This is a genomic window from Altibacter lentus (genome assembly GCF_000746845.1).
Taxonomy (GTDB): Bacteria; Bacteroidota; Bacteroidia; order Flavobacteriales; family Flavobacteriaceae; genus Altibacter; species Altibacter lentus.
The window spans coordinates 2,577,416-2,599,246 of record NZ_KN050846.1 but is presented as its reverse complement, the minus strand read 5'-3'; the positions used below and the strand labels follow the sequence as shown (position 1 = coordinate 2,599,246).

Here is a 21,831-nt window from a genome sequence, read left to right as displayed (position 1 = left end):
CATCTTTCAAAAATAACACGCCTTGTTTCAGTTAGCGTTAAAACTATCTTAAATAAATAGGGATTTATGCCAAGGCTTCAAGCTTTACCGTCACTTTCTCCCAGTCGTTCATAAGTTCACTCAACTGTTTTTTCTTCTTCTGGTATTCGTCAAAGAAATTAGGTTTAGCGATCGTAGCGTCGTAATTGATCGACAACTCAAGGTCAATAGCTTTGATCTCCTTTTCCAACCTGCTGATATTTGCCTCTATCTTGCTTAGTTTGTTGGTCAAAGATTTTTGTTTCTTCTGGTCCTCGTAGGATTGCTTTCCCGATGTTTCAGCGGTAGCAGTGCTTGTATTGACCGCACGTTCTTTTTTTACAACGGTGCGTTTTTCCGCTTCGCGCAGGTTTTGAAGGTTGCGTTGCTCTAAGAAGAAGTCGATGTCGCCAAGATACTCCTTGATCTTGTGATCCTTAAATTCATAGACCTTGTTGCTTAGACCTTGCAAGAAATCCCGGTCGTGTGAGACCAAAAGTAACGTCCCTTCAAATTTATTGAGTGCTTCTTTTAGAACATTCTTGGATTTGATATCCAAATGGTTGGTAGGCTCATCCATTACCAGCACATTGAACGGTTGCAGAAGGAGCTTCGCCAGTGCCAGTCTGTTTCGCTCCCCTCCGCTTAACACCCGTACATATTTATCGACTTCATCCCCGCGAAAAAGAAAGGCTCCCAAGATATCCCGGACCTTACTTCGGTTCTTTTCATTGGCGGCATCGATCATGGTATCCAGGACCGTCTTGCTTCCGTCGAGGTATTCGGCTTGATTTTGGGCAAAATAGGCGATCTGTACATTGTGTCCCAGTTTTAAATGTCCGCCGTGCTCGATCTCACCTACAATGATCTTAGCCAGTGTAGATTTCCCCTGACCGTTCTGCCCGACAAAAGCGATCTTACTGTCGCGTTCTACCATGAGATCGATATGGCGAAGTACTTCTTTATCCCCGTATTTCTTTGAAATGTCCTCGGCGTCGATCACTACTTTACCCGGTGTCACAGACACAGGAAAATGCAGCGACATTACGCTATTGTCGTCCTCATCCACTTCAATTCGATCTATCTTATCCAACTTCTTGATAAGCGATTGCGCCATAGTGGCTTTGCTCGCCTTCGCACGAAATTTCTCGATAAGTTTTTCGGTTTGTTCGATCTGCTTTTGCTGGTTCTTCTGAGATGCTAATTGTTGCTCCCGAAGTTCGGCTCTTTGCACCAGATATTTGGAATACGCCTTATTATAATCGTAGATCTTCCCTAACGAGATCTCAATGGTGCGATTGGTCACGTTGTCCAGGAACATCTTATCGTGAGAAACCACCACCACGACGCCGGGATATCCCTTCAAAAAATCTTCCAGCCACAATATGGACTCGATATCCAAGTGATTGGTAGGTTCATCCAAAAGCAAGATATCGTTGTTTTGAAGTAATAGTTTTGCCAGTTCTATACGCATGCGCCATCCTCCGGAAAAGGTTTCGGTGCGTTTGTTGAAATCCTTTCGCTGAAACCCAAGACCCTGAAGGATTCGTTCTGTCTCACCCTGATAGTTATACCCGCCGTGGATTTCGTATTGATGTTGCACATCGTTGAGATCCACCATTAATTGATGGTAGCCATCACTTTCATAATCGGTGCGCTCCGCTAATTGCGTATTTATATCTTCCAATTGACTCTCGAGTCGCTTGATCTCTGTGAATGCCTGATAAGATTCCTCCAGCACCGTTCTACCCACAGTAAAATCGATATCCTGTTTTAGGAAGCCTATAGAGATCTCTTTATCGGTCGCAATAGAGCCACTGTCGTATTCTTGCTCATTGGCAATGATCTTGAGCAAGGTAGACTTACCTGCACCATTTTTACCCACCAACCCTACGCGATCGCCCGGTGTTAGCTGAAAAGTGATCTTTTCGAAGAGATAGTCTCCCTGAAAGGAAACGGATAGATTGTGAACGTTCAACATTTATGTAACAATTGTAACCTAAAATTTTTGCAAAGATGCTTATTTTTGTACTGCAAAAAAAACCGTTCCCGTCTTCTTGGCGAAATATTATGAAAGGCACCAAACTCTACAGCATCTTTACAGGAACCTGTCCGGTATGTCATACCGGGAAAATGTATGTGAACAGCAATACATACGTTCTTTCCGACACTTTAAAAATGCACGAAAGATGTCCGCATTGTTCGACCAAATTCAAGATAGAACCTTCCTTTTTTTACGGTGCTATGTATGTGAGTTACGCAGTGGGAGTGGCTATTGCAGTCGCGGTCTTTATTGTTGCTTATTTTTTCATCGGACTGGACCGTTTCACAACCTTCTTGGTGATCGTAGGATCGTTGATCGTTTTATTACCTGTTATCCTTAGGTTATCACGCAACATTTGGATCAACTTCTTTTTTAAGTTCGATCGGCAAAAAGTGTAAAACCCTTTAGCAAAAACGATCTACTTTCTTCTATTGCCGTAACCGATCACTTAAATCGGTCGATGTGCACCTCTTTGGGAAGTTCCTGTTGATGCTCCAGATGATCGAATAAGAATGATGCTAATTTAGGCGCCATAAGAATTCCTCTGGTACCAAGTCCATTTAAAAAAGCGATCCTTGCATGTTGATGATGTGTTCCCAACAAAGGCCGTCTGTCCGGCGTTGTTGGGCGCAGCCCTGCAATTTGATCGACGATCTCGAACTCGCAGTGAATCATTCCTTTTAGCTTATTATCTCTTGTCTGGCGTGCTCGGTGGGTTGCAGGCTCGTATCCACTCGGTCGTAGGTGGCACCTACCTTATAAAGATCATTCCCCAAGGGGATCACGAACATACCGCCTTTAAGCAGCGTGGTAAGCTGTAATTGCGGTGCCCGCACCACCAGATATTCTCCTTTGTTGGGACGTAACAGATCCTTCGGAAAGAAGGGGTTGTGGCGTGCTGCAGCGCCTTCGGCAAAGACGAGCCATTTTGCATTGTAGCCCTTATACTGAACAGAGGTTTCTTGTGTAGTAAGCGCTGCATAGTCAAAAGCTTCAGCGTGGTACTGATCAAGCTGTGCAAGGTATTCGGCGTATTTTTGAAGCAATTGAGAAGGATAGATCCTTCCGGAAGCGGTTACCTTTCCGAAGCCATAAGGCGCATTGATCGAGGGGTTTGTATTGGGCTCCAGTTCCGAAGATAAAAAAGGAGACAACTCTCTTTTGTCGCTCGCAACCGACCAATTATTCTGCTCTTCCGCATCCTTGAGAATACGATATACCGGTACTGAATCCATGACCTGGAGGTCTAATAATGTACCCAAAGCATTATAGAAGGGAATCGCATACTCGAGATGTGCCTTTGCATCCCAAGCAGCGGTAAAACGTTTAAGCACGACAGGATTGAAAACACCTCCGGAAACCGTGGTAGATGCCCGCTCTCCCGCATCGAACACCACAAAGGAACGATTATGCTTCCGCAATTGTTCACAGAACGAGATCCCGGCTATACCGAGACCTACCACTATATATTCCATTTGTTTCACAAGGCAAAGATACTACCTTTAGTGCATAAAAAAACCCTTCACAGTCGGTAGAAAGGAAGGGTTCTTTATGTATGTTTCAATGAACTTTAGTAGTTCCACATATCCATTTCAAGGTTTCGGATCTGCTCTTTGATTCGATCTGATTCCAATAATTGCATCAACGCATTATCGCTTATATAATCGGACACGCTTCGGTCACCCTGAACGTTGTCTTCCTTATAGATCACACCGTGGAAACGACGTGAGTTAAGCAAATGGTCGTAGGAAATTGGTTGAGATGTATTCTTGCGGTTGAAGGCTTTCGCTTCATGAAGCACGTCACGTGCTCCCGGAAACCATACCCAGAACAATTCCACTTTACTGTCGATGTTATCATCGGGGAACGCTTTAGAACGAGCTTCGTTCGCTACCGGACAAATACCCAACAAACGGTATTTCAATTCTCCCTGACGCTTGTCAAGGTACCAGTAACCGCGTACACGCCATTCTTCGATATCGCCTGCGTCCAGATTGAACTTTCTAACATATTGTTCGTCCACGGTACCTTCGGCGTTTAACTGCTCAATACCAAGATCTGTAGTATCACTGTAGACCAATGAAGCTTCAATATCTTTTAAGGTACGTTTTTCAGTAAAATAAGAATCTGCATAAACATGTTCGATCTCTCCATCTTTAATGGCTTTCACCAACACATCGTATAACGATCTTCTTTCGGAACCAATGTTGTTGGTATCAATAGGATAATACAAGGGAAAGTTCACTCTTTCATCAAGATCGATGATCTCCCATGTTGTTCTAGACCATAACACATCACGCTCATCCGTGTACCCGTAAGGTAACGGTTCATCATTATCATAGGCAATTTGTGCTTCGGTCTTTTTGCCTATTTCTTCAGGAGTCTTTGCATTTAAGATGTTAAGCTGTGCCGTAGCAGAGAAGCTCAACAACAGTACAAAAACACATAAAACAACATTTTTAAAATTCATACAACTTAGGTTTTAATTCTAGTTTGTCAATTCGATAATTACAGGGGATGTTTTCTTTAACACCACGTTACTACCCTGCACTTTCGCATTAATATCAAATATTTGAACTGCGTCGCCACGTCCTGCTCTACGCAGGGCACCTTTTGCAGCAGCATCTAATTTGGTTCCGTTCACACGAACGGTAGGTTGTCCGGACACCTTAAAGCTAAATCCGGTAACATTCAAGTTCACATCGAAATCGAAGTCTTCCAGCACTGCTGAAATAGTAGAGATCTCAAGACCTTGACGTTGCATACGAACAATTCCAGTTTCACCACGGATCGCTCCTACAGGTGCGGGAATATCCTTGATACGGAATTCGGCCGGTGTATTGATCTTTTGTCCGTCGGGTAGTGTACCGCTTGCACTAATGGTTACCGTTCTACCGGCTCCCGGACGCATTACATACTTACTACCGGACACTTTACTAAGACCCGGAGCCGATGCATTTACTTTGTTATCCGGAATTCCAGGGATGGAAACCGTCATTGGATTGTCCACACCACGATATACCACATTCATCTTATCGGCTGAAATCACCGCTGAATTTGGTTTCGAGATCGTTGAGAATCCTAGGTTTACCGGAATTGGTGTATCCTTACCATCTTCGGTAAAGATCAAGTTTCCTTCGATCTTGTGATCACCGGGGCTTCCGGCGCTGATGTTCAACATCACTTTACCATTCTGAATAGTATACTGTGACTCGGTTAGCGGTCTTCCGTCCAGTGTAAGTTCTACACGGTTTGGCTTTGTGTTAGGGTCTTTACGTCCCAACACAATACCTCCGTCAAACTCTTCACCTGCATAGTATGCAGTTTTAGATGTTTCCAAAAGGGTATTGTACTGTGTAAAGGACAGTGCCGCAGCTTGCTGACCTGCCAACATGGTAGATAGTATCTCACTCTCAACTGTTTGAACATCGTTCTGCATCTGTGTAAGTTTGGTACGTGATGCTACCAGCGGGAAACCTTCAAAATGATAGTTCAACCATGGCACTTCCACACCGTCTCTACGGGTTTCCGGTTGCGTTTCAAATTTAGACTTCACATCACTTGCAATGCTCTGGAAACGGGGCTCGTTACCAATTATGCTTAAGACACCTTCACGGTACGCGTCGATCTTAGCAACGAATTCTTGACCTGCAGGTGATAACTTATCACCTTGAAAGAATTTTTGATCCAAATGATCAGGTTTGTCCTGAACTTCGTAATCTTCTAATTCTTCCGGCTTTACGGTCTTCAACATATCATCCTTAATGGTGCCGATATAACCGTAGAACTCGTTGGATAGCTCGTTAATACGATCTGCCTTTTCTTTTACCGCTCCGTACTGATCCGGTTGCTCTGACGCCTTTGTGGCCAGACTTTCCATAAATGCAGTATTACGTGCGTCGGTAGCGACATTGGACTCTGTTAAACGCTCGTTCAACAATCCGAATGCCGATAATACTTCTTTGGACATGTTCAATGCCAACATAGCGATGAAAACCAGATACATCAGGTTAATCATCTTCTGTCTTGGGGATAGTTTTCCTCCTGCCATTTTACTTCTTTTTAAAGATTAATAGTTAGTGAAAAACTATGCTTAGTTTCTATTGGTCATTGCAGAAAGCATACCTCCGTAAACACCGTTCAACGATGAAAGGTTAGTAGCAAGATGTTCCATTTGTTGTTTAAGTTGTTCTGCATTTTCAGCAACACGCTCGTTAACTTCAGTTTGACGGCTGGTAGATTCTACCTGTACCTTATACAAACTGTTCAATGATTCCATTTGAGCAGCGGCTAACGCCATTTCTTCGCTGTATTTCTTGGTAGAGCTCATTGCTTCGGCAGTAGGTGCCATTCCTTTTGCAGCTCCTTCGAAAGAACGAATACTATCGCTCAAGCTATTCATTAATTCTGAATCGATACGTGCTTCTTTCAGCATTTCATCTAATTTCTTAGAAAGCAATCCATCTGCATCTTGCGGTTGCTGCTTTTTCTTGTCTGAAGCCATACCTCCTGCTAATTCGGGGTATACCAACGACCAGTCTAAATCGTCTTCAACGGGTTCGAATGCAGAGATAGCGAAGATGATCGCCTCTGTGATCAAACCGATCGCCAATAACAATCCTCCGTTCAAAGGACCTAATTCCCAGTGAAGGATCTTAAAGAGCGCTCCTAAGATTACAATAGACGCTCCAAGGCCGTAGGCCATATTAAATAATTTCTTAGATGATCTTGATTGTGCCATAATACAATAGTTTAGTTAAGTTAAGTGTAGTTAAGATTTAGTTGTTTAGTGTATAATGGAGGGGGGCTTATCTAGCGTCTCCTAAATTTTCGTTTAAAGTAACATCTGTTCCCATATAATCCTGAACGGTTCTAAAGCCAATATAGCTTCGGGCAGAATCTGCATATTCATAATCACGGGTGCTCACCTGTAGGAAATAAGCAACATCCTTCCATGATCCACCACGAACTACCTTACGCATGTTATCTTCGTCATTAACGTTCGGGTTCATAGTTGAAGTATATTCGTAAGAAGCCGGGTCGTATGAAGAGGCTACCCATTCGCTTACGTTTCCTGCCATGTTGTAAAGGTTATAATCATTAGGCTCATAAGCGTCTGCTTCCACCGTATACAAGGCCTGATCTGCCGCATAGTCTCCTCGCAGCGGCTTAAAGTTCGCCAGGAAGCAACCTCTATCGTTCTTAGCATACGGTCCTCCCCATGGGAAGGTAGCCGATTCCAGACCGCCACGCGCTGCGTATTCCCACTCGGCCTCTCCTGGAAGACGGAAGGAATTCACATGGTTTCTGTCTCTTGATTTCTGGTATGCATTCTTATATAAGGTTCTCCATGCACAAAATGCCTTGGCCTGTTTCCAGTTCACACCCACAACAGGATAGTCACCATACGCCTCATGCCAAAAGTAATCATTATGCATAGGCTCATTATAAGAATAATTGAAATCCTTGATCCAAACAGTGGTATCCGGGTAGATCTGAATCTCTTCTTTCTTAATAAAATCTTTTCTTCGCTTGCTTTTATCTCTAGCTGCCGCTTGAATGTCCATATAAGTATACTGGAACTTCAGTTTATCCACGTCAATGGTTCGCTGTCCGTTATAGGCTTCTTCTGCAGGAATATACATAGTATCCATCACTTCGCTGTAGTACTCATCCGGATACTCTGCTGTGTCCCAGATAAGATCTACATCGTTATTGATCTTTCTGCCGGCATAGAAATCCTCTCCCATACCATAGTAATTGTCGTACATGTATTGGTCATAAGGAGTCATTTCTTCGTTCTCTTGATCGACAAAGGCAAATTCTCCAATTCCCCCGTCTCCGGGAGTAGCTCCTACCTCATCGGCAAGGATAGCTAAACGCAGTCTTACTGTGGAATCCCGTACCCAATTTACAAACTGACGGTACTCGGCATTGGTAATCTCGGTTTCATCCATGTAGAAGGAACGAACCGTCACGGTCTTTGTAGGGGCATCATTCACCGCCACAAAGTCATCGTCAGATTTACCCATGATGAAAGACCCACCAGGGATAAGTGTCATTCCGTACGGCTTTTCGGGATACCATTTTTTACCTTTTGCTCCAACAAGTTCTCCTCTGTCGCCAGAGTTACAACTAAACAAAAAGGCTACAATCGCAGTTAATGCAATAAACTTCTTCATAGGTGTTTAGGTTAAATTTTCGAGATTCAAGGGCGTAAACCTATTTATAAAATTTTAAAAAAACAACAATTTTCTTAAAAATCCCTTAAAGCTCTTTTTTACTTAGTTCGTTTGGTTATACTTCATTCTTTCGGCGGGCTTTCAACCACCTTTCAGGAATCTCCTGATTTGTTGCACCCAAATATTCGCCATAAGTGCAAGGTAATAACGTTCTACTTTTTAATTTATTATTAACATTTGAAATAAAAGGTAATTCAATCCACCACCGGCCCGTCTTATTGCTTTTCTTAAAGACCAGCACTTCGTCGTCCACAGGCACCTTATATGTTGTAAATAATTCGTTCTTACTGAAGTCCTCATCAGCCACTCTAAAATTGACTCCTTCTATAAAATACCAAAATATTTGGGCGATCAACATCGCCGCACTTTCGGCATTCTTATAGTCGGTCAATTCATAAACTCCAAAAGAGCTTACTTTATTGCTTATTCCTGCATACCGAGCGATCGCACAGATCTCACGCCCGTCAAATCCATTGGGGCTTGCGTTATTCTTATAACTCAATTCCGCACTTTTTATTGCAGCCACGTCCAAAGCCACAATATTGGTATTTCGCATGATAGGCTCCACCAGCGTTATATCGGCTGTTACTTCTCCCAACCGGTACGCATCAAAATACAACTTCTCCATAAGTGCGATCTCTCCCGGCGGATTGAAATACGATTGATATCCCAGGACACTATAATTAAATAGATTGTAGGGTTTGTCTACAATGATCTTTCCAACGTACGAAATATTTGAAATTGGCTTTTCGGCATCTCCCAGATCGAAGTTACAATCTACATTGACCAGATTTACCATGGTGCCCCCATCATCATACGCGCGGTATTGCGCATAGACCAGATCCTGACTGCCTCCTAGAATAAGAGGAATGACCTTCTTGCGAAGCAAGGCTTCAATGACCGTTCGCATGGCAAAATAGGTGTCCTTTACTGTTTCCCCCATTTCAATATCACCTATATCAATAATCTTATGGTTCCAGTTGCCCGGGTATAAAGCATAGAACGCCTTCCGAAAAGCGTCGAAAGTTGGTTCGCCTCCCAGAAAATTGATGTCGTTACGGTTCTCTTTAACGCCCAATATCGCAAACTTCACCTGGGAGAGCGAAGGAAGTGTTCCCTGCTCCGCATAGACTTCAATTTGTTTTCCTAAAACGCCGGCTGGTAAAACTTCTCTGTGAGCGAGTACCGACTTAGACACGGGGGTCAAAAATTCTATCATTAGTTTTTCTTGGTGGTCGTTTTCTTTTTACGGCTTGTTTTCTTTTTAGGTGCTTTCTTTTCCAACAGTGCCTGAGCCTCTTCCAACGACATTGCTTCAGCCTTGGTTGATTTTGGCAATTCTACCTTTGTTTTGCCCTTGATCAAGTTAAAGCGACCCCAACGGGCCTTCTCAAGGCGAATTCCTTCAGCGGGCCACTCCTGAACAAGTTTATCGATCTCCTTTTGCTTCTTATCTTCAATAAGCTGTTCGATGTCTGCTTCGGAAAGATTGTCGAAGTCGTACTTCTTATTCACATTAATGAACATATTGTTCCACTTGATAAAGGGTCCAAAGCGACCGGTACCTTTTTGAACCGGCAATCCTTCATACATATATATAGGTGCATCTGCTTTTTTCTTCTCTTCGATAAGCTCTTTGGCCAAGGCCATATCCACATCCAGCGGATCTATATCCTTAGGCAGGGAAATGAATTTCTTTCCGAAGCGCACATAAGGTCCAAAACGACCGTTGTTCACCTCAACTTCTTCTCCTTCATATACCCCCAGGGTCTTCGGTAACTTGAACAGGTCCATTACCTCTTCGAAAGTCACAAGGTGTAACTGCTGGTCGGGACGCAAACTTGCAAATTTCTTCTCGTCATCATCAGGCGCACCAATCTGGGCCATAGGTCCAAACTTACCCAGACGCACCAGCACCGGACGACCCGACTCGGGATCTTCTCCCAGGATACGCTCTCCGCTTTCGCGATCGGCGTTCTCCTGCACATCTTCCACCTTGGGATGGAACTTTCCGTAGAATTCCTTCAGCATTTGCTTCCATTCCTCTTTTCCTTCGGCTATATCGTCAAAATCCTGTTCTACCTTAGCCGTAAAGTTGTAATCCAGTATGTTTTTAAAATGATCCACCAAAAAATCATTTACGATCAATCCAATATCGGTAGGAACCAATTTTCCTTTATCACTCCCCACAGTCTCGGTGAGGGTCTTATCTTTAACCACATCCTTTTGAAGGGTAAGCTGTACGTACTTACGCTCTGTACCCTCCACCGTTCCTTTTTCTACATAATTCCGGTTGATGATGGTTGATATTGTAGGTGCGTAGGTTGAAGGACGACCAATGCCAAGTTCCTCTAATTGTTTAACCAAAGAAGCTTCGGTATAGCGATACGGTGGCCTTGTAAAGCGCTGGGTAGCGGTAATGAACTCATTCCCTAGCGTCTCACCTTTGCTAAGATTAGGCAACATCCCTTCTTGCTCTTCTTCTTCAAAATCGGTGCCTTCCAAATAAACTTTCAGGAAACCGTCAAACTTGATCATCTCCCCATTAGCGGCAAAATGCTCGGTGACCTTTTCTGTGCCGGTAATAGCGATCTTCACATTGGTACGCTCCAGTTGCGCATCGCTCATTTGTGAAGCCAAGGTGCGTTTCCAGATAAGGTCGTACAAGCGCGCTTGATCGTAATCCCCTTGTATGGCATGTTGTGACATATCGGTAGGCCGGATCGCTTCGTGTGCTTCTTGAGCGCCTTTGGATTTTCCTTTAAAGCTGCGAGGATGACTGTATTTACTTCCGTACGACGTTTCAATTTCCTTTTGTGCGGCATTCTTCGCCTCATTGGACAAGTTCACGCTATCGGTACGCATGTACGTGATCAACCCGGCCTCGTAGAGCCGTTGGGCAATGGTCATGGTCTTTCCTACTGAAAAATATAATTTTCGGGCTGCTTCTTGCTGAAGAGTTGATGTAGTAAATGGTGGCGCCGGAGATTTCTTCGCGGGCTTTTTGACCAATTCTGAAATTTGATACGAAGCCCCCAAATTCTTCCGAAGGAATTCGCGTGCTTCCGCTTCGGTGTCGAAATTCTTAGGAAGCTTTGCCTTGAAGCTCACTCCTTCACCAGTAATGAACTCTGCATCTACACGATAGGAAGCTACAGGTGTAAAGGCCTCGATCTCCCGTTCGCGCTCTACAATGAGTCGCACGGCTACCGATTGCACACGTCCGGCCGAGAGCCCACCTTTTACCTTACGCCACAATACCGGAGAGAGCTCATACCCTACCAGACGATCCAGAATACGTCTCGCCTGTTGTGCATTCACTAAGTTATAATCGATCTGGCGCGGATTCTCAATGGCTTTTAGAATAGCCGATTTTGTGATCTCATGAAAGACGATACGTCTTGTTTTATCATCCTTTAGGTCTAAGGTTTCTGCTAAGTGCCATGCGATCGCTTCCCCTTCCCGGTCCTCATCACTCGCCAGCCAAACCATGTCGGCTTTCTTGGCTAAGGCCTTCAATTCCTTCACCAGGCTTTTCTTATCACTGGAGACTATATATTTAGGTGTAAAATCGCCATCCACATCTACACCGAGTTCTTTTGAGGGCAGATCGGCAATATGTCCAAAACTGGATGTAACCTTGAAATCCTTTCCTAAAAATTTTTCAATGGTTTTTGCTTTTGCAGGCGACTCAACAATCACTAAATTCTTTGCCATATTCACGTTGTTTGGGGTACAAAAGTATCTATTTTTTTTAATACAACGGAAGCACCCCTAAAAATAAGGGGTTTGAGAGGACCTTAATCATGCAGGCTTAGAGTCCGGTTGGGGTCGTATTCCTGTCGGTCACGAGACCCATACCTACCGTATCTTTATATATAAAGTACATAGGAATATGAACAAAAAAAGCAGTGACAAAAACACCTACCAAACACAGCAGGAGCCCTAACTGCGCGATCAATCCGGCTACTATGATCAATCCAAAGATCGTTAACCAGTATTTGTTACCCAGTTTAAAACTCGCTTTAATGATCTCTGAAACGGACAATTCGGGATGAAATGCAAAGAACACAACAACCAGTTGCAGCGGGACCATTACATAAAAGATGGGCAGATAGCAAGCCAGGGTTGCTGCAATTGCTATTCCGAAAGTGGCGAGGGAAAGCATAAACAATTTCTTAAAATTCCCTTTAATAAGATCGAAATAACCTCCCACGTCCTCTGTAGTTCCCATATCTACCTTTTTTAAAACACGTATAAAATGGGCTGTGATTCCGTAGACCACAGCTTGCACCAAAAAGATGAGAATAAAAACTGCTATTAGATAAAGTATAAGTACAGGAATATAAGGTGTTAGATCGGGTTCATTGTAATAGCCATAGGTATCGTAAGAATTATAACCATCGAACCCTCCCATGTAAAAGATAAAAGCTATATAAGGAATATAGATAAGAAGGATCATTGGAATGACCACTACCATGCTCATAAGCGCATGATACAACGCTTGCTCCCAAACCTTCTTAAAAAGTTCGAAGCTCTTTGATAGGATGTCCCCAAAATCGGGTTTGTTGGCATTTTCAATTTTTGAAAAAATAGGATGTTCCATGGTCGGTTGGCTAAAAATGATGCCTTAAATTTACAAAAAAGAAATCTGCCAATTTGTCACAAACATCATTTTAATTGTATCTTTGCCAGTGCAAATTGAAAAGGTGGCGTTATAATTGTCGATCCTAAGAACCTATTGTATTTGAAGTGACCTATGGAAGAGAAAATCATTGATGAATCCCAGCAAGGCCAATCGCTGGTTTTAGAGCAGCGACCCGAAAATCGTCGTAAGTTATTCATTGAGAGCTACGGCTGTCAAATGAACTTTAGCGACAGTGAGATCGTGGCCTCTATTCTGGCAAATGAAGGTTTTAATACGACCAATCGTCTGGAGGATGCAGATCTGGTCTTGGTAAATACCTGCTCGATACGGGATAAAGCCGAACAAACGGTACGCAAGCGTCTGGAAAAATACAATGCGGTTAAACGCATCAATCCAAAAATGAAAGTAGGTGTTTTAGGCTGTATGGCCGAAAGACTGAAAGAAAAGTTCCTTGACGAAGAAAAGATCGTGGACATGGTCGTGGGTCCTGATGCGTATAAGGACCTTCCCAATTTGTTGCAGGAGGTAGAAGAAGGTCGTGATGCCGTAAATGTCATCTTATCCAAGGACGAGACCTACGGTGATATCGCACCGGTGCGTCTGGGAGGAAATGGTGTTACGGCTTTTGTGAGTATTACCCGTGGCTGCGACAATATGTGTACATTTTGTGTAGTTCCCTTTACCAGAGGGCGCGAACGAAGCCGTGATCCGCAAAGTATTATTGCCGAAGTGAATGATCTAGCCGAAAAAGGATACCAGGAGATCACGCTGCTGGGACAAAATGTGGACAGTTATCTGTGGTATGGTGGCGGACTCAAAAAAGATTACAAGCATGCGACCGAAATGCAAAGAGCCACGGCAACCGGATTTGCACAATTGCTTGAAATGGTTGCTGAAGCCCAACCGCACATGCGTATTCGGTTTTCAACAAGTAATCCCCAGGATATGACCGAAGACGTCCTTCACAGCATGTCAAAATACCGAAATATTTGTAATTATATACACCTCCCCGTACAAAGCGGAAGCACCCGTATCTTAAAAGAAATGAATCGTCAGCACACTCGTGAGGAATATATGCACCTTATCGACCGTATTCGGGAGATCCTTCCGGACTGTGCGATCTCCCAAGACATGATCACCGGTTTCCCTACCGAAACCGAAGAAGACCACAAAGCCACCTTATCGCTTATGGAGTATGTAAAATACGATTTTGGTTTCATGTTCATGTATTCTGAAAGACCGGGAACCTTAGCCGCACGTAAACTGGAAGACGATGTTCCTTTAGAAACAAAAAAACGTCGGCTTACCGAGATCGTAGCGCTTCAGCAGCAACATTCAGCCTACCGTACACAACAATTTTTAGGTAAGACTGTAGAGGTATTGATAGAAAAAGAATCAAAAAAAAGTGACCTTCAATGGAGCGGAAGGACCCCACAAAATACGGTAGCTGTTTTTCCGAAGGAACACTACAAAGTTGGCGATTTCGTAAATGTGCATATTGAAGATTGTACCACGGCGACCTTGATAGGAACCGCTGTAGGCTATTCAGAAAAAAGATAAGTATGGAAAGTGTACAGGCAGTAAAACAACGATTTGGTATTATAGGGAATGACCCTAAGCTAAATCGCGCGGTAGAAAAGGCCATTCAGGTGGCTCCTACAGATATTTCGGTGCTGGTAACCGGCGAGAGCGGCGTGGGGAAAGAAAGCATCCCCAAGATCATCCATTCCTTGTCCCACCGCAAACACGGTAAATACATTGCCGTGAACTGTGGTGCGATCCCCGAAGGAACCATCGACAGTGAGTTGTTTGGTCATGAAAAAGGTGCTTTTACAGGAGCTACTGCCACACGAAGCGGGTATTTTGAAGTAGCCGACGGAGGAACGATCTTTTTGGATGAAGTAGGCGAACTTCCCTTGCCCACCCAGGTGCGCTTGTTGCGTGTGCTGGAAAACGGAGAATTTTTAAAAGTTGGGTCTTCCAAATCCCAAAAGACCGATGTACGTATCGTGGCAGCGACCAATGTAAATATGAACGAAGCGATCGATAAGGGAAAATTTCGGGAAGATCTTTATTACCGTTTAAGCACGGTGGAGATCAGCCTCCCGCCCTTGCGAAAGCGAAGTGAGGACATTCATTTATTGTTCCGAAAATTTGCTTCAGACTTTGCCCAAAAATACAAAATGCCTACCATTCGCCTTGAGGACGATGCGGTGGATCTGCTGTTACAATATCGCTGGGGCGGGAACATCCGTCAGTTGCGTAATGTCGCCGAACAGATATCGGTGTTGGAGCAGGAAAGAGATATATCCTATGCTACGTTAAAGCATTATCTTCCGGATGTAGGGAGCAACCTGCCTGCGGTGATCAATTCCAAAAAAGAACAAAGTGATTTTAGCAGTGAGCGGGAAATTCTTTACAAGGTCTTGTTCGATATGCAGCGTGATGTGAACGATCTAAAGAAATTAACCCTAGAGTTGATGAAGAGTGGCAATGTTTCCAAAGTAAAAGAAGAACAATCTTCGCTTATCAATAAGATCTATTCTGAAGACACCAATAACGAGGAACAACTCGCCGCTATTGTCGATGAGGAAGAAGCGGCCTCGCAGGACGTAGAAGTTCTTAGCATCCCCTCTTCGGGTTCTGAAGCATTCGATGCCTCGCAAAACCGAACCAAAAAAGGAAATTATGATTTTGCCGAAGAGATCGAAGAAGAAGAAAATCTGTCCCTTCAGGAAAAAGAATTAGAACTCATTAAAAAGTCCTTAGAGAAATACGGCGGTAAACGGAAGGATGCAGCCGACGAACTTGGGATCTCCGAACGCACCCTCTACCGAAAAATAAAACAATACAATCTATAATGAAGCTGTTGCAATTCATTTTTATGTTATTCCTCTTTGTGCTGCCGCTTCAAAGTTGCAAATACTATTCCCTTACCGGTGCCGATATCGACTACTCGAAGACCAAGACCTTTCAGGTAAATTATTTTCAGAATACGGCCGCACAGGTAGAACCGGGTATCGCGAGGGATTTCACGCAAAACCTTCAGGACCTTTTGTTGAACCAGACAAGTTTAGACCTGGTAACCTCTAACGGCGACCTGGTGTACGAAGGCGAGATCGTAGAGTATTATATTGCCCCTATTACCGCTACCTCGCAGAGTACTGCGGCACAGAACCGGCTTACCATAGCCGTGAATGTTCGCTTCTATAATACAAATGACGTTGAGAAGGATTTCGAGCAACGTTTCTCTTTTTACTTTGATTATCCGGGTGGGGCATTGCTCACGGGAGCCCGTCTCGATGATGCCATTGCAGAAATTTTTGAACGCATCACACAAGATATTTTCAATAAATCCTTAGCCAATTGGTAAGCCTTTGAACACGAAAAAATACACATATCTGTTGGCGCATCCTCAAGAAATCAAAAAAGAGGATCTCAAGGAATTGGAAACCGTGATCCAACGCTATCCCTATTTTCAAAGTGCACGTGCGCTCCGGTTAAAAGGATTAAAGAACAATAATAGCTTCTTATACAACGAAGCGCTTAAGGTCACGGCTGCTTATACCACAGACCGAGACATTCTTTTCGAATATATCACATCGCAAAATTTTATCCAGAATGAGATATCGGAAGCCATACAGCAACACGACGAACATGTGCTTACCCTGGATGTGAAAAGTGAAGATGTTTCCGAAGAGGTGAGTTTGGCCCTGGACCGGCAGATGAAGGAGGAGCTAAAAAAAGCAGAAGCCATTTTAAATCCCAATCTCTTTCAGCGCAAGCTGGAATCCATAAAGGAAATCGTGGAAACACCTGCAGAAAAAAAGGAAGCTACTGTTCAGCCTGACGCACCCTTAGAGTTTAAAAAAGAGGATACGCATTCGTTCTCCGAATGGTTGAAATTAACCAAAGCGCAGCCTATTGATCGTTCTTCGGAAGAAAAAACGGCAAAAGAAAATACCTCGGACAAAGAGCGGAAATTCGAACTCATCGAGAAATTCATTCAGCAAAATCCGAAACTGCAACCTGCTTCTGAAGCTGCTCCCCGAAAAGATCTTGCAGAACCCTTCACACAGCCCGCAGATGCACTTATGACAGAGACATTGGCCAAGGTGTACATGCAACAAAAGAACTATTTAAAAGCCATACAAGCATATAAAATTTTAATTTTGAAATATCCCGAAAAAAGTGGTTTCTTTGCAGACCAAATTCGGGCAATTAAAAAATTGATAAATACTGAAGAACAATGAGTACGTTTACCATATTTTTGATCTTAATAATTTTCGTAGCCTTTTTACTCGTAGTAGTGATCATGGTACAGAACCCAAAAGGCGGCGGATTGTCTTCATCTTTTGGAGGTGGCGGCACACAGCAATTAGGCGGTGTAAAAAAGACCACAGACTTCCTGGACAAGAGTACCTGGACCCTGGCCACCTTGTTACTGGCCCTTATCCTCTTGTCGAACATTCCCATCATGAGCGATACCGCTCCTGCAACCGATGTTTTTGATGAAGGTGCTATTGAGAACACTATTCCGGTCGATCCAAATGCCGGTAACACGACAGAAGATCCTGCCGACTAACAGCGAAAAAAACTATTATAAAAGCCTGCTTAGAAACGAGCAGGCTTTTTTATTTTACTGAATTTCTTATATTTAAGTTTGTTTTTGTACAGCTCCCCGGCATTATTATTCTTAAAAGCAGTTTGATATGAGAAATATTGCGTTGAGTTTTGTTCTAATTTTTCTATGTTCAGGCTGTTATACCTACAAGACCACCATTGAGACATCGAACATAGAAGTGAATGAGAAATATGAATTTGTCCTTAAAGAGACGGGAAAGAAAAGAGCCCGCTTATTATCCATTGGTGAGACGAATATTCTTTTAAAAAAGAACGGTCGTAGTTTCTCCGTACCACTTTCCGACATAGTTGAAATAAAGAGCAGGAAATTCTCCTATTTCAACACTATTGTATCAATATTGAGTATAAGTCTGGTCACCATAGCCATCATTGGCATCTTCACCTGGGATGGACCAGAGTTTTCTATCAGTCCCGCCTTTCCTAATTAAGTGTTTTTTATCTTACTGCTGACAAGCTGACATTTTGCGGTCGCAAAGCTGTCAGTTTTTTGCCATGGCATAGTTTCTGCCTGTTAACAGGACAACAAACAGATGAATTAACAACTAAAAATTATACGAAAAATGGCGTTAAAAATTCAACCCCTTTCAGACAGAGTTTTGGTGCAACCACAAGAAGCTGAAACCAAGACCGCATCCGGTATCTATATTCCGGACTCTGCTAAAGAAAAACCGCAAAAAGGAAAAGTAGTAGCCGTAGGAAAAGGCAAAGAAGATCATAAAATGACCGTTAAGGTTGGTGACGTTGTCCTCTACGGAAAGTACTCCGGTAGTGAGTTAAAATTTGACGGCAAGGACTATCTCATCATGAGAGAGGACGATATTCTGGCAATTATCTAATTGTGTCGAACGAAAAGTAATCTGCATTGTAGTGTATCGATTACTAAAGTTTCTAAATAAATCAACATTTCATCTAAAATATAGTTTAATTCGGCTGAAGGCAGACCGCTTGAAGCATAAAGCAAAACAAAAATGGCAAAAGATATAAAATTTGATGTAGAAGCCCGCGACAGTATTAAACGTGGTGTTGACGCATTGGCAAATGCAGTAAAAGTAACGTTAGGCCCAAAGGGACGTAATGTGATCATCAGTAAATCCTTTGGGGCACCACAAGTGACCAAGGACGGGGTAACCGTTGCCAAAGAAATAGAATTAGAGGATGCCCTTGAGAACATGGGAGCCCAAATGGTAAAAGAAGTTGCTTCCAAGACGAACGATCTTGCAGGAGACGGTACCACAACCGCAACTGTGTTGGCGCAAGCGATTGTAAAAGAGGGATTAAAGAACGTTGCAGCAGGAGCCAACCCTATGGATCTGAAACGCGGCATCGACAAGGCTGTTGAGGCGATCACCAAGGATCTGGAAAAGCAGGCTACCCAAGTTGGAAACTCCAGCGATAAGATAAAGCAAGTAGCTGCTATCTCGGCCAATAATGATGATGTAATAGGTGAGTTGATCGCGAAAGCCTTCGGAAAAGTAGGCAAAGAAGGGGTTATTACCGTAGAAGAAGCCAAAGGAACCGAAACCTACGTAGATGTAGTGGAAGGAATGCAGTTTGACCGCGGATACCTATCTCCTTATTTTGTAACAGACAGCGATAAAATGCAGACCGAGCTGGAGAATCCAATGATCTTGTTATACGACAAAAAGATCTCTTCCATGAAGGATCTTCTTCCTGTACTGGAGCCTGTGGCACAGCAAGGAAAGTCCTTATTGATCATTGCAGAGGATGTGGACGGAGAAGCGCTGGCAACCTTAGTAGTGAACAAACTTCGCGGATCGCTTAAGATCGCCGCAGTGAAAGCACCGGGGTTTGGAGACCGAAGAAAGTCCATGCTCGAAGATATTGCAGTATTGACCGGAGGAACCGTAATTTCAGAAGAACGCGGCTTCACACTTGAGAACGCAACTGTTGATATGTTAGGTTCTGCAGAGACCATCACCATCGATAAGGACAATACTACCATTGTGAACGGTGCCGGAAACAAAGGAGACATTAAAGCACGCGTCAACCAGATCAAAGCACAAATAGAAACTACAACCAGTGACTACGACAAAGAAAAGTTGCAGGAGCGTTTGGCCAAATTGGCCGGTGGTGTAGCTGTATTGTATGTGGGTGCTGCTTCCGAAGTAGAAATGAAAGAGAAGAAAGATCGTGTGGACGATGCCCTTCATGCAACCAGAGCTGCTGTGGAAGAAGGAATTGTAGCCGGAGGTGGTGTGGCACTAGTGAGAGCCATTAAAGTGCTTGAGAAATTGACCACAGATACCCTTGACGAATCTACAGGGATACAGATCGTGGCACGTGCCATCGAATCACCCTTACGTACCATAGTAGAGAATGCAGGAGGAGAAGGATCGGTAGTGATCAACAAGGTTCTTGAAGGCAAGAAGAACTTTGGATACGATGCTAAAACCGAACAGTATGTAGACATGCTAAAGGCCGGGATCATCGATCCTAAGAAGGTGACACGCATCGCTTTGGAGAATGCAGCTTCGGTTGCAGGTATGATCTTGACAACAGAATGCGCACTGGTAGACATCAAAGAAGATAGTCCGTCGATGCCTCCAATGGGTGGCGGAATGCCGGGCATGATGTAATGGCCAGTCGCCATAGACAGTAGAAAAGTTAATTGTTAAAAGAAGGTCTTTGTTGAAAAACGAAGGCCTTTTTTCATTTGTAAAAGGCTTGTTTTTTATGCTGAAATCATTTTGATACAGGGCTGGAGCCGACGAATAACAACAATTTGTGTATAGGATTTTTAAGCGTCCTCTTTTCTAAAGATTTTAAAAAGAGAGATCGCCACCAGAGTGATGACCACCGGCCAGATCACAAAAAGATCAACGCGCATTACGTTGGCGCCGCCATTAGGCTGGTAAGACAGCCATTGCTGCATATAGTATTCCCATACCACAGCCGCGATGAGTACGGCCACCGTAATAATATATAACAGTATTTTGGGTTTTAAAAGCATGCAGTAAAAATACAAAAACCACCTTGTTTAAGGGTGGCCACTAGGTATTTTCTGACTAAAAGGTTTATCGGAATAAACCCCCTTCGAATTACTTCTTCTTAGAAGCAGTCGGAGCCTTCTTAGCAGGAGCTTTCGCTGGTGCTTTCTTTGCAGAAGGCTTGCTGTTTGACTTAGGTGTTGCCATAATGAATATTGATTTAAATGACTAAGTAAATGTACATTGTTTTTTAATACGATGATTTTTTTGTTGGCTAAAATTTAACTAAAAGTTTCACATTTTTTTTCGCAAAAAAAGGAGCTGTAAAACAACTCCTTTTTCGTTTAAAAATTTTAAGTGAAAGATATATTGCTGAACACAACCGCATTTGGTTCTATGCCAGAAAAGCTTCACACTGGGCAACGCAATTGTTGCAGGCTTCAGCACATTGCTTACAATGATCGTGATCGTGTTGACCACATTCTTCGGCGCAGGCCTTACACACTTTAATGCAGTAGCGCACCAGATCATCAACATCTTTGTAATCCATGGCCAAAAGCTGATTTAATGTGCTACACACTTCGGCACAAACACGGTCTGTGCGAATACAGTTGACCATTTCCTTTACATTAGGCTCATTTAAACAGGCATCGGCACAATAGTTACAATGATTGATGCAGTTACCTAAGGCGTGAATTAATTTTTCGTGTCTCATTGTTCGTGGTTTTAAGGTTCCACTTCAAGATACACAATGACCACTTTACTTCATTTTAAAGGAATGATAAGATTTGCTGCCGAAATATTAAAGTTTACTTAATATTCCTGTCAACCCTTTCCCTCAAACTTTTAATTATTGTCCTTCTTGCCGTGGGCGTCCTTAATTTCTTCGCTTCGATACTTACAACAATCGTGAACACTGTTGTAGGCCTCTTCAGTTGCTTTGATCTCATGCGTATCATGACCCACATTCGCAATGTTTTGCTGGATCGTGGCAAGATCGGTTTTACGCTCATCAAAGATAAGGCTTAACTGATGTGTTTCAACACTCCATACAGCCGATTTCACTCCTTTGGTATTTAAGGACGCGCGTTCTATTCGCTGTTTACACATACCACAGATACCATCCACCTCGATCGTGGCTCTGGCGTTCTTATCTTGTGCAAAGACTGCGGTGGTCATAAAGAAGACCGTTACCAATAAAAGTACTTTTTTCATTTTTTCTTTTTATTTTTTCTGAAGGTGTACACCCGAACCACCTTCCTTTATATTATTATTAAAGTTGCGGGG

22 protein-coding genes are annotated in these 21,831 nt (G+C 43.2%); 9 read left to right on the top strand and 13 right to left on the bottom strand.

What is annotated here, in order from left to right; translation table 11 throughout:
- Positions 1 to 64 precede the first annotated feature (64 nt).
- Positions 65 to 1,999, bottom strand: a complete 1,935-nt coding sequence (locus tag JS40_RS12060; protein ID WP_034260931.1) for an ABC-F family ATP-binding cassette domain-containing protein — start codon at positions 1,997 to 1,999, stop codon at positions 65 to 67.
- A gap of 89 nt (positions 2,000 to 2,088) precedes the next feature.
- Here JS40_RS12060 and JS40_RS12055 point away from each other — a divergent pair, with 89 nt between their 5' ends.
- On the top strand, positions 2,089 to 2,460 hold the full coding sequence (locus tag JS40_RS12055; protein ID WP_034262454.1) for a DUF983 domain-containing protein: 372 nt from the start codon (positions 2,089 to 2,091) through the stop codon (positions 2,458 to 2,460).
- A 46-nt stretch (positions 2,461 to 2,506) separates the two neighbouring features.
- Here JS40_RS12055 and JS40_RS15400 read toward each other — a convergent pair whose 3' ends face one another.
- From JS40_RS15400 to JS40_RS12015, 9 genes are all read right to left on the bottom strand, one after another.
- Entirely contained in the window at positions 2,507 to 2,737 is a 231-nt protein-coding gene (locus tag JS40_RS15400; RefSeq protein WP_152558177.1) for a hypothetical protein, read from the bottom strand.
- Between the two features lie 5 nt (positions 2,738 to 2,742).
- On the bottom strand, positions 2,743 to 3,537 hold the full coding sequence (locus tag JS40_RS12050) for an NAD(P)/FAD-dependent oxidoreductase (RefSeq protein ID WP_051957585.1): 795 nt from the start codon (positions 3,535 to 3,537) through the stop codon (positions 2,743 to 2,745).
- A gap of 95 nt (positions 3,538 to 3,632) precedes the next feature.
- Positions 3,633 to 4,532: a type IX secretion system ring subunit PorN/GldN gene (gene porN, locus JS40_RS12045; protein WP_034260928.1), complete on the bottom strand. Its 900-nt coding sequence runs from the start codon at positions 4,530 to 4,532 to the stop codon at positions 3,633 to 3,635.
- Positions 4,533 to 4,550: 18 nt separating this feature from the next.
- Positions 4,551 to 6,113 (bottom strand): type IX secretion system motor protein PorM/GldM, encoded by a 1,563-nt coding sequence (porM, locus tag JS40_RS12040; protein ID WP_034260926.1) that lies wholly within the window; start codon positions 6,111 to 6,113, stop codon positions 4,551 to 4,553.
- 42 nt (positions 6,114 to 6,155) lie between these two features.
- Entirely contained in the window at positions 6,156 to 6,803 is a 648-nt protein-coding gene (gene porL / locus JS40_RS12035; RefSeq protein ID WP_034260923.1) for a type IX secretion system motor protein PorL/GldL, read from the bottom strand.
- 67 nt (positions 6,804 to 6,870) lie between these two features.
- Entirely contained in the window at positions 6,871 to 8,244 is a 1,374-nt protein-coding gene (gene porK, locus JS40_RS12030; protein WP_034260921.1) for a T9SS ring complex lipoprotein PorK/GldK, read from the bottom strand.
- Positions 8,245 to 8,359: 115 nt separating this feature from the next.
- A complete protein-coding gene (locus JS40_RS12025; protein ID WP_034260920.1) occupies positions 8,360 to 9,523 on the bottom strand; it encodes a formimidoylglutamase in 1,164 nt (387 codons plus the stop codon).
- Positions 9,523 to 12,021, bottom strand: a complete 2,499-nt coding sequence (gene topA / locus JS40_RS12020) for a type I DNA topoisomerase (RefSeq protein ID WP_034260918.1) — start codon at positions 12,019 to 12,021, stop codon at positions 9,523 to 9,525. The genes JS40_RS12025 and topA overlap by 1 nt, the downstream gene beginning before the upstream one ends.
- A gap of 97 nt (positions 12,022 to 12,118) precedes the next feature.
- The gene (locus JS40_RS12015) at positions 12,119 to 12,910 is read right to left on the bottom strand and encodes a hypothetical protein (protein WP_051957584.1); all 792 of its coding nucleotides are present in this window, start codon (positions 12,908 to 12,910) and stop codon (positions 12,119 to 12,121) included.
- Positions 12,911 to 13,063: 153 nt separating this feature from the next.
- On the opposite strand from JS40_RS12015, the gene miaB reads away from it, so the two are divergent.
- The 8 genes from miaB to groL all read left to right on the top strand — a co-directional run bounded on the left by miaB (position 13,064) and on the right by groL (position 20,193).
- Entirely contained in the window at positions 13,064 to 14,512 is a 1,449-nt protein-coding gene (gene miaB / locus JS40_RS12010) for a tRNA (N6-isopentenyl adenosine(37)-C2)-methylthiotransferase MiaB (protein WP_034260916.1), read from the top strand.
- A gap of 2 nt (positions 14,513 to 14,514) precedes the next feature.
- Positions 14,515 to 15,813, top strand: coding sequence for a sigma-54 interaction domain-containing protein (locus JS40_RS12005; RefSeq protein ID WP_034260914.1), 1,299 nt, complete (start codon positions 14,515 to 14,517; stop codon positions 15,811 to 15,813).
- The gene (locus JS40_RS12000; RefSeq protein WP_034260912.1) at positions 15,813 to 16,325 is read left to right on the top strand and encodes an LptE family protein; all 513 of its coding nucleotides are present in this window, start codon (positions 15,813 to 15,815) and stop codon (positions 16,323 to 16,325) included. Before JS40_RS12005 ends, JS40_RS12000 begins: the two co-directional genes overlap by 1 nt.
- A gap of 4 nt (positions 16,326 to 16,329) precedes the next feature.
- Positions 16,330 to 17,205: a hypothetical protein gene (locus JS40_RS11995; RefSeq protein ID WP_034260910.1), complete on the top strand. Its 876-nt coding sequence runs from the start codon at positions 16,330 to 16,332 to the stop codon at positions 17,203 to 17,205.
- A complete protein-coding gene (gene secG / locus JS40_RS11990; protein ID WP_034260908.1) occupies positions 17,202 to 17,537 on the top strand; it encodes a preprotein translocase subunit SecG in 336 nt (111 codons plus the stop codon). The genes JS40_RS11995 and secG overlap by 4 nt, the downstream gene beginning before the upstream one ends.
- Before the next feature lie 127 nt (positions 17,538 to 17,664).
- Positions 17,665 to 18,024, top strand: a complete 360-nt coding sequence (locus JS40_RS11985; RefSeq protein WP_034260906.1) for a hypothetical protein — start codon at positions 17,665 to 17,667, stop codon at positions 18,022 to 18,024.
- 132 nt (positions 18,025 to 18,156) lie between these two features.
- A complete protein-coding gene (locus tag JS40_RS11980; RefSeq protein ID WP_034260904.1) occupies positions 18,157 to 18,432 on the top strand; it encodes a co-chaperone GroES in 276 nt (91 codons plus the stop codon).
- Between the two features lie 132 nt (positions 18,433 to 18,564).
- Positions 18,565 to 20,193, top strand: a complete 1,629-nt coding sequence (gene groL, locus JS40_RS11975) for a chaperonin GroEL (protein WP_034260902.1) — start codon at positions 18,565 to 18,567, stop codon at positions 20,191 to 20,193.
- A gap of 161 nt (positions 20,194 to 20,354) precedes the next feature.
- Here the strand turns inward: groL and JS40_RS11970 are convergent, their stop codons facing one another.
- From JS40_RS11970 to JS40_RS11960, 3 genes are all read right to left on the bottom strand, one after another.
- Entirely contained in the window at positions 20,355 to 20,567 is a 213-nt protein-coding gene (locus JS40_RS11970) for a hypothetical protein (protein ID WP_034260900.1), read from the bottom strand.
- A gap of 371 nt (positions 20,568 to 20,938) precedes the next feature.
- Complete coding sequence (locus tag JS40_RS15295) at positions 20,939 to 21,259, bottom strand: four-helix bundle copper-binding protein (RefSeq protein WP_084677497.1); 321 nt, start codon at positions 21,257 to 21,259, stop codon at positions 20,939 to 20,941.
- Positions 21,260 to 21,390: 131 nt separating this feature from the next.
- Positions 21,391 to 21,759: a heavy-metal-associated domain-containing protein gene (locus JS40_RS11960; protein ID WP_034260895.1), complete on the bottom strand. Its 369-nt coding sequence runs from the start codon at positions 21,757 to 21,759 to the stop codon at positions 21,391 to 21,393.
- Positions 21,760 to 21,831 lie beyond the last annotated feature (72 nt).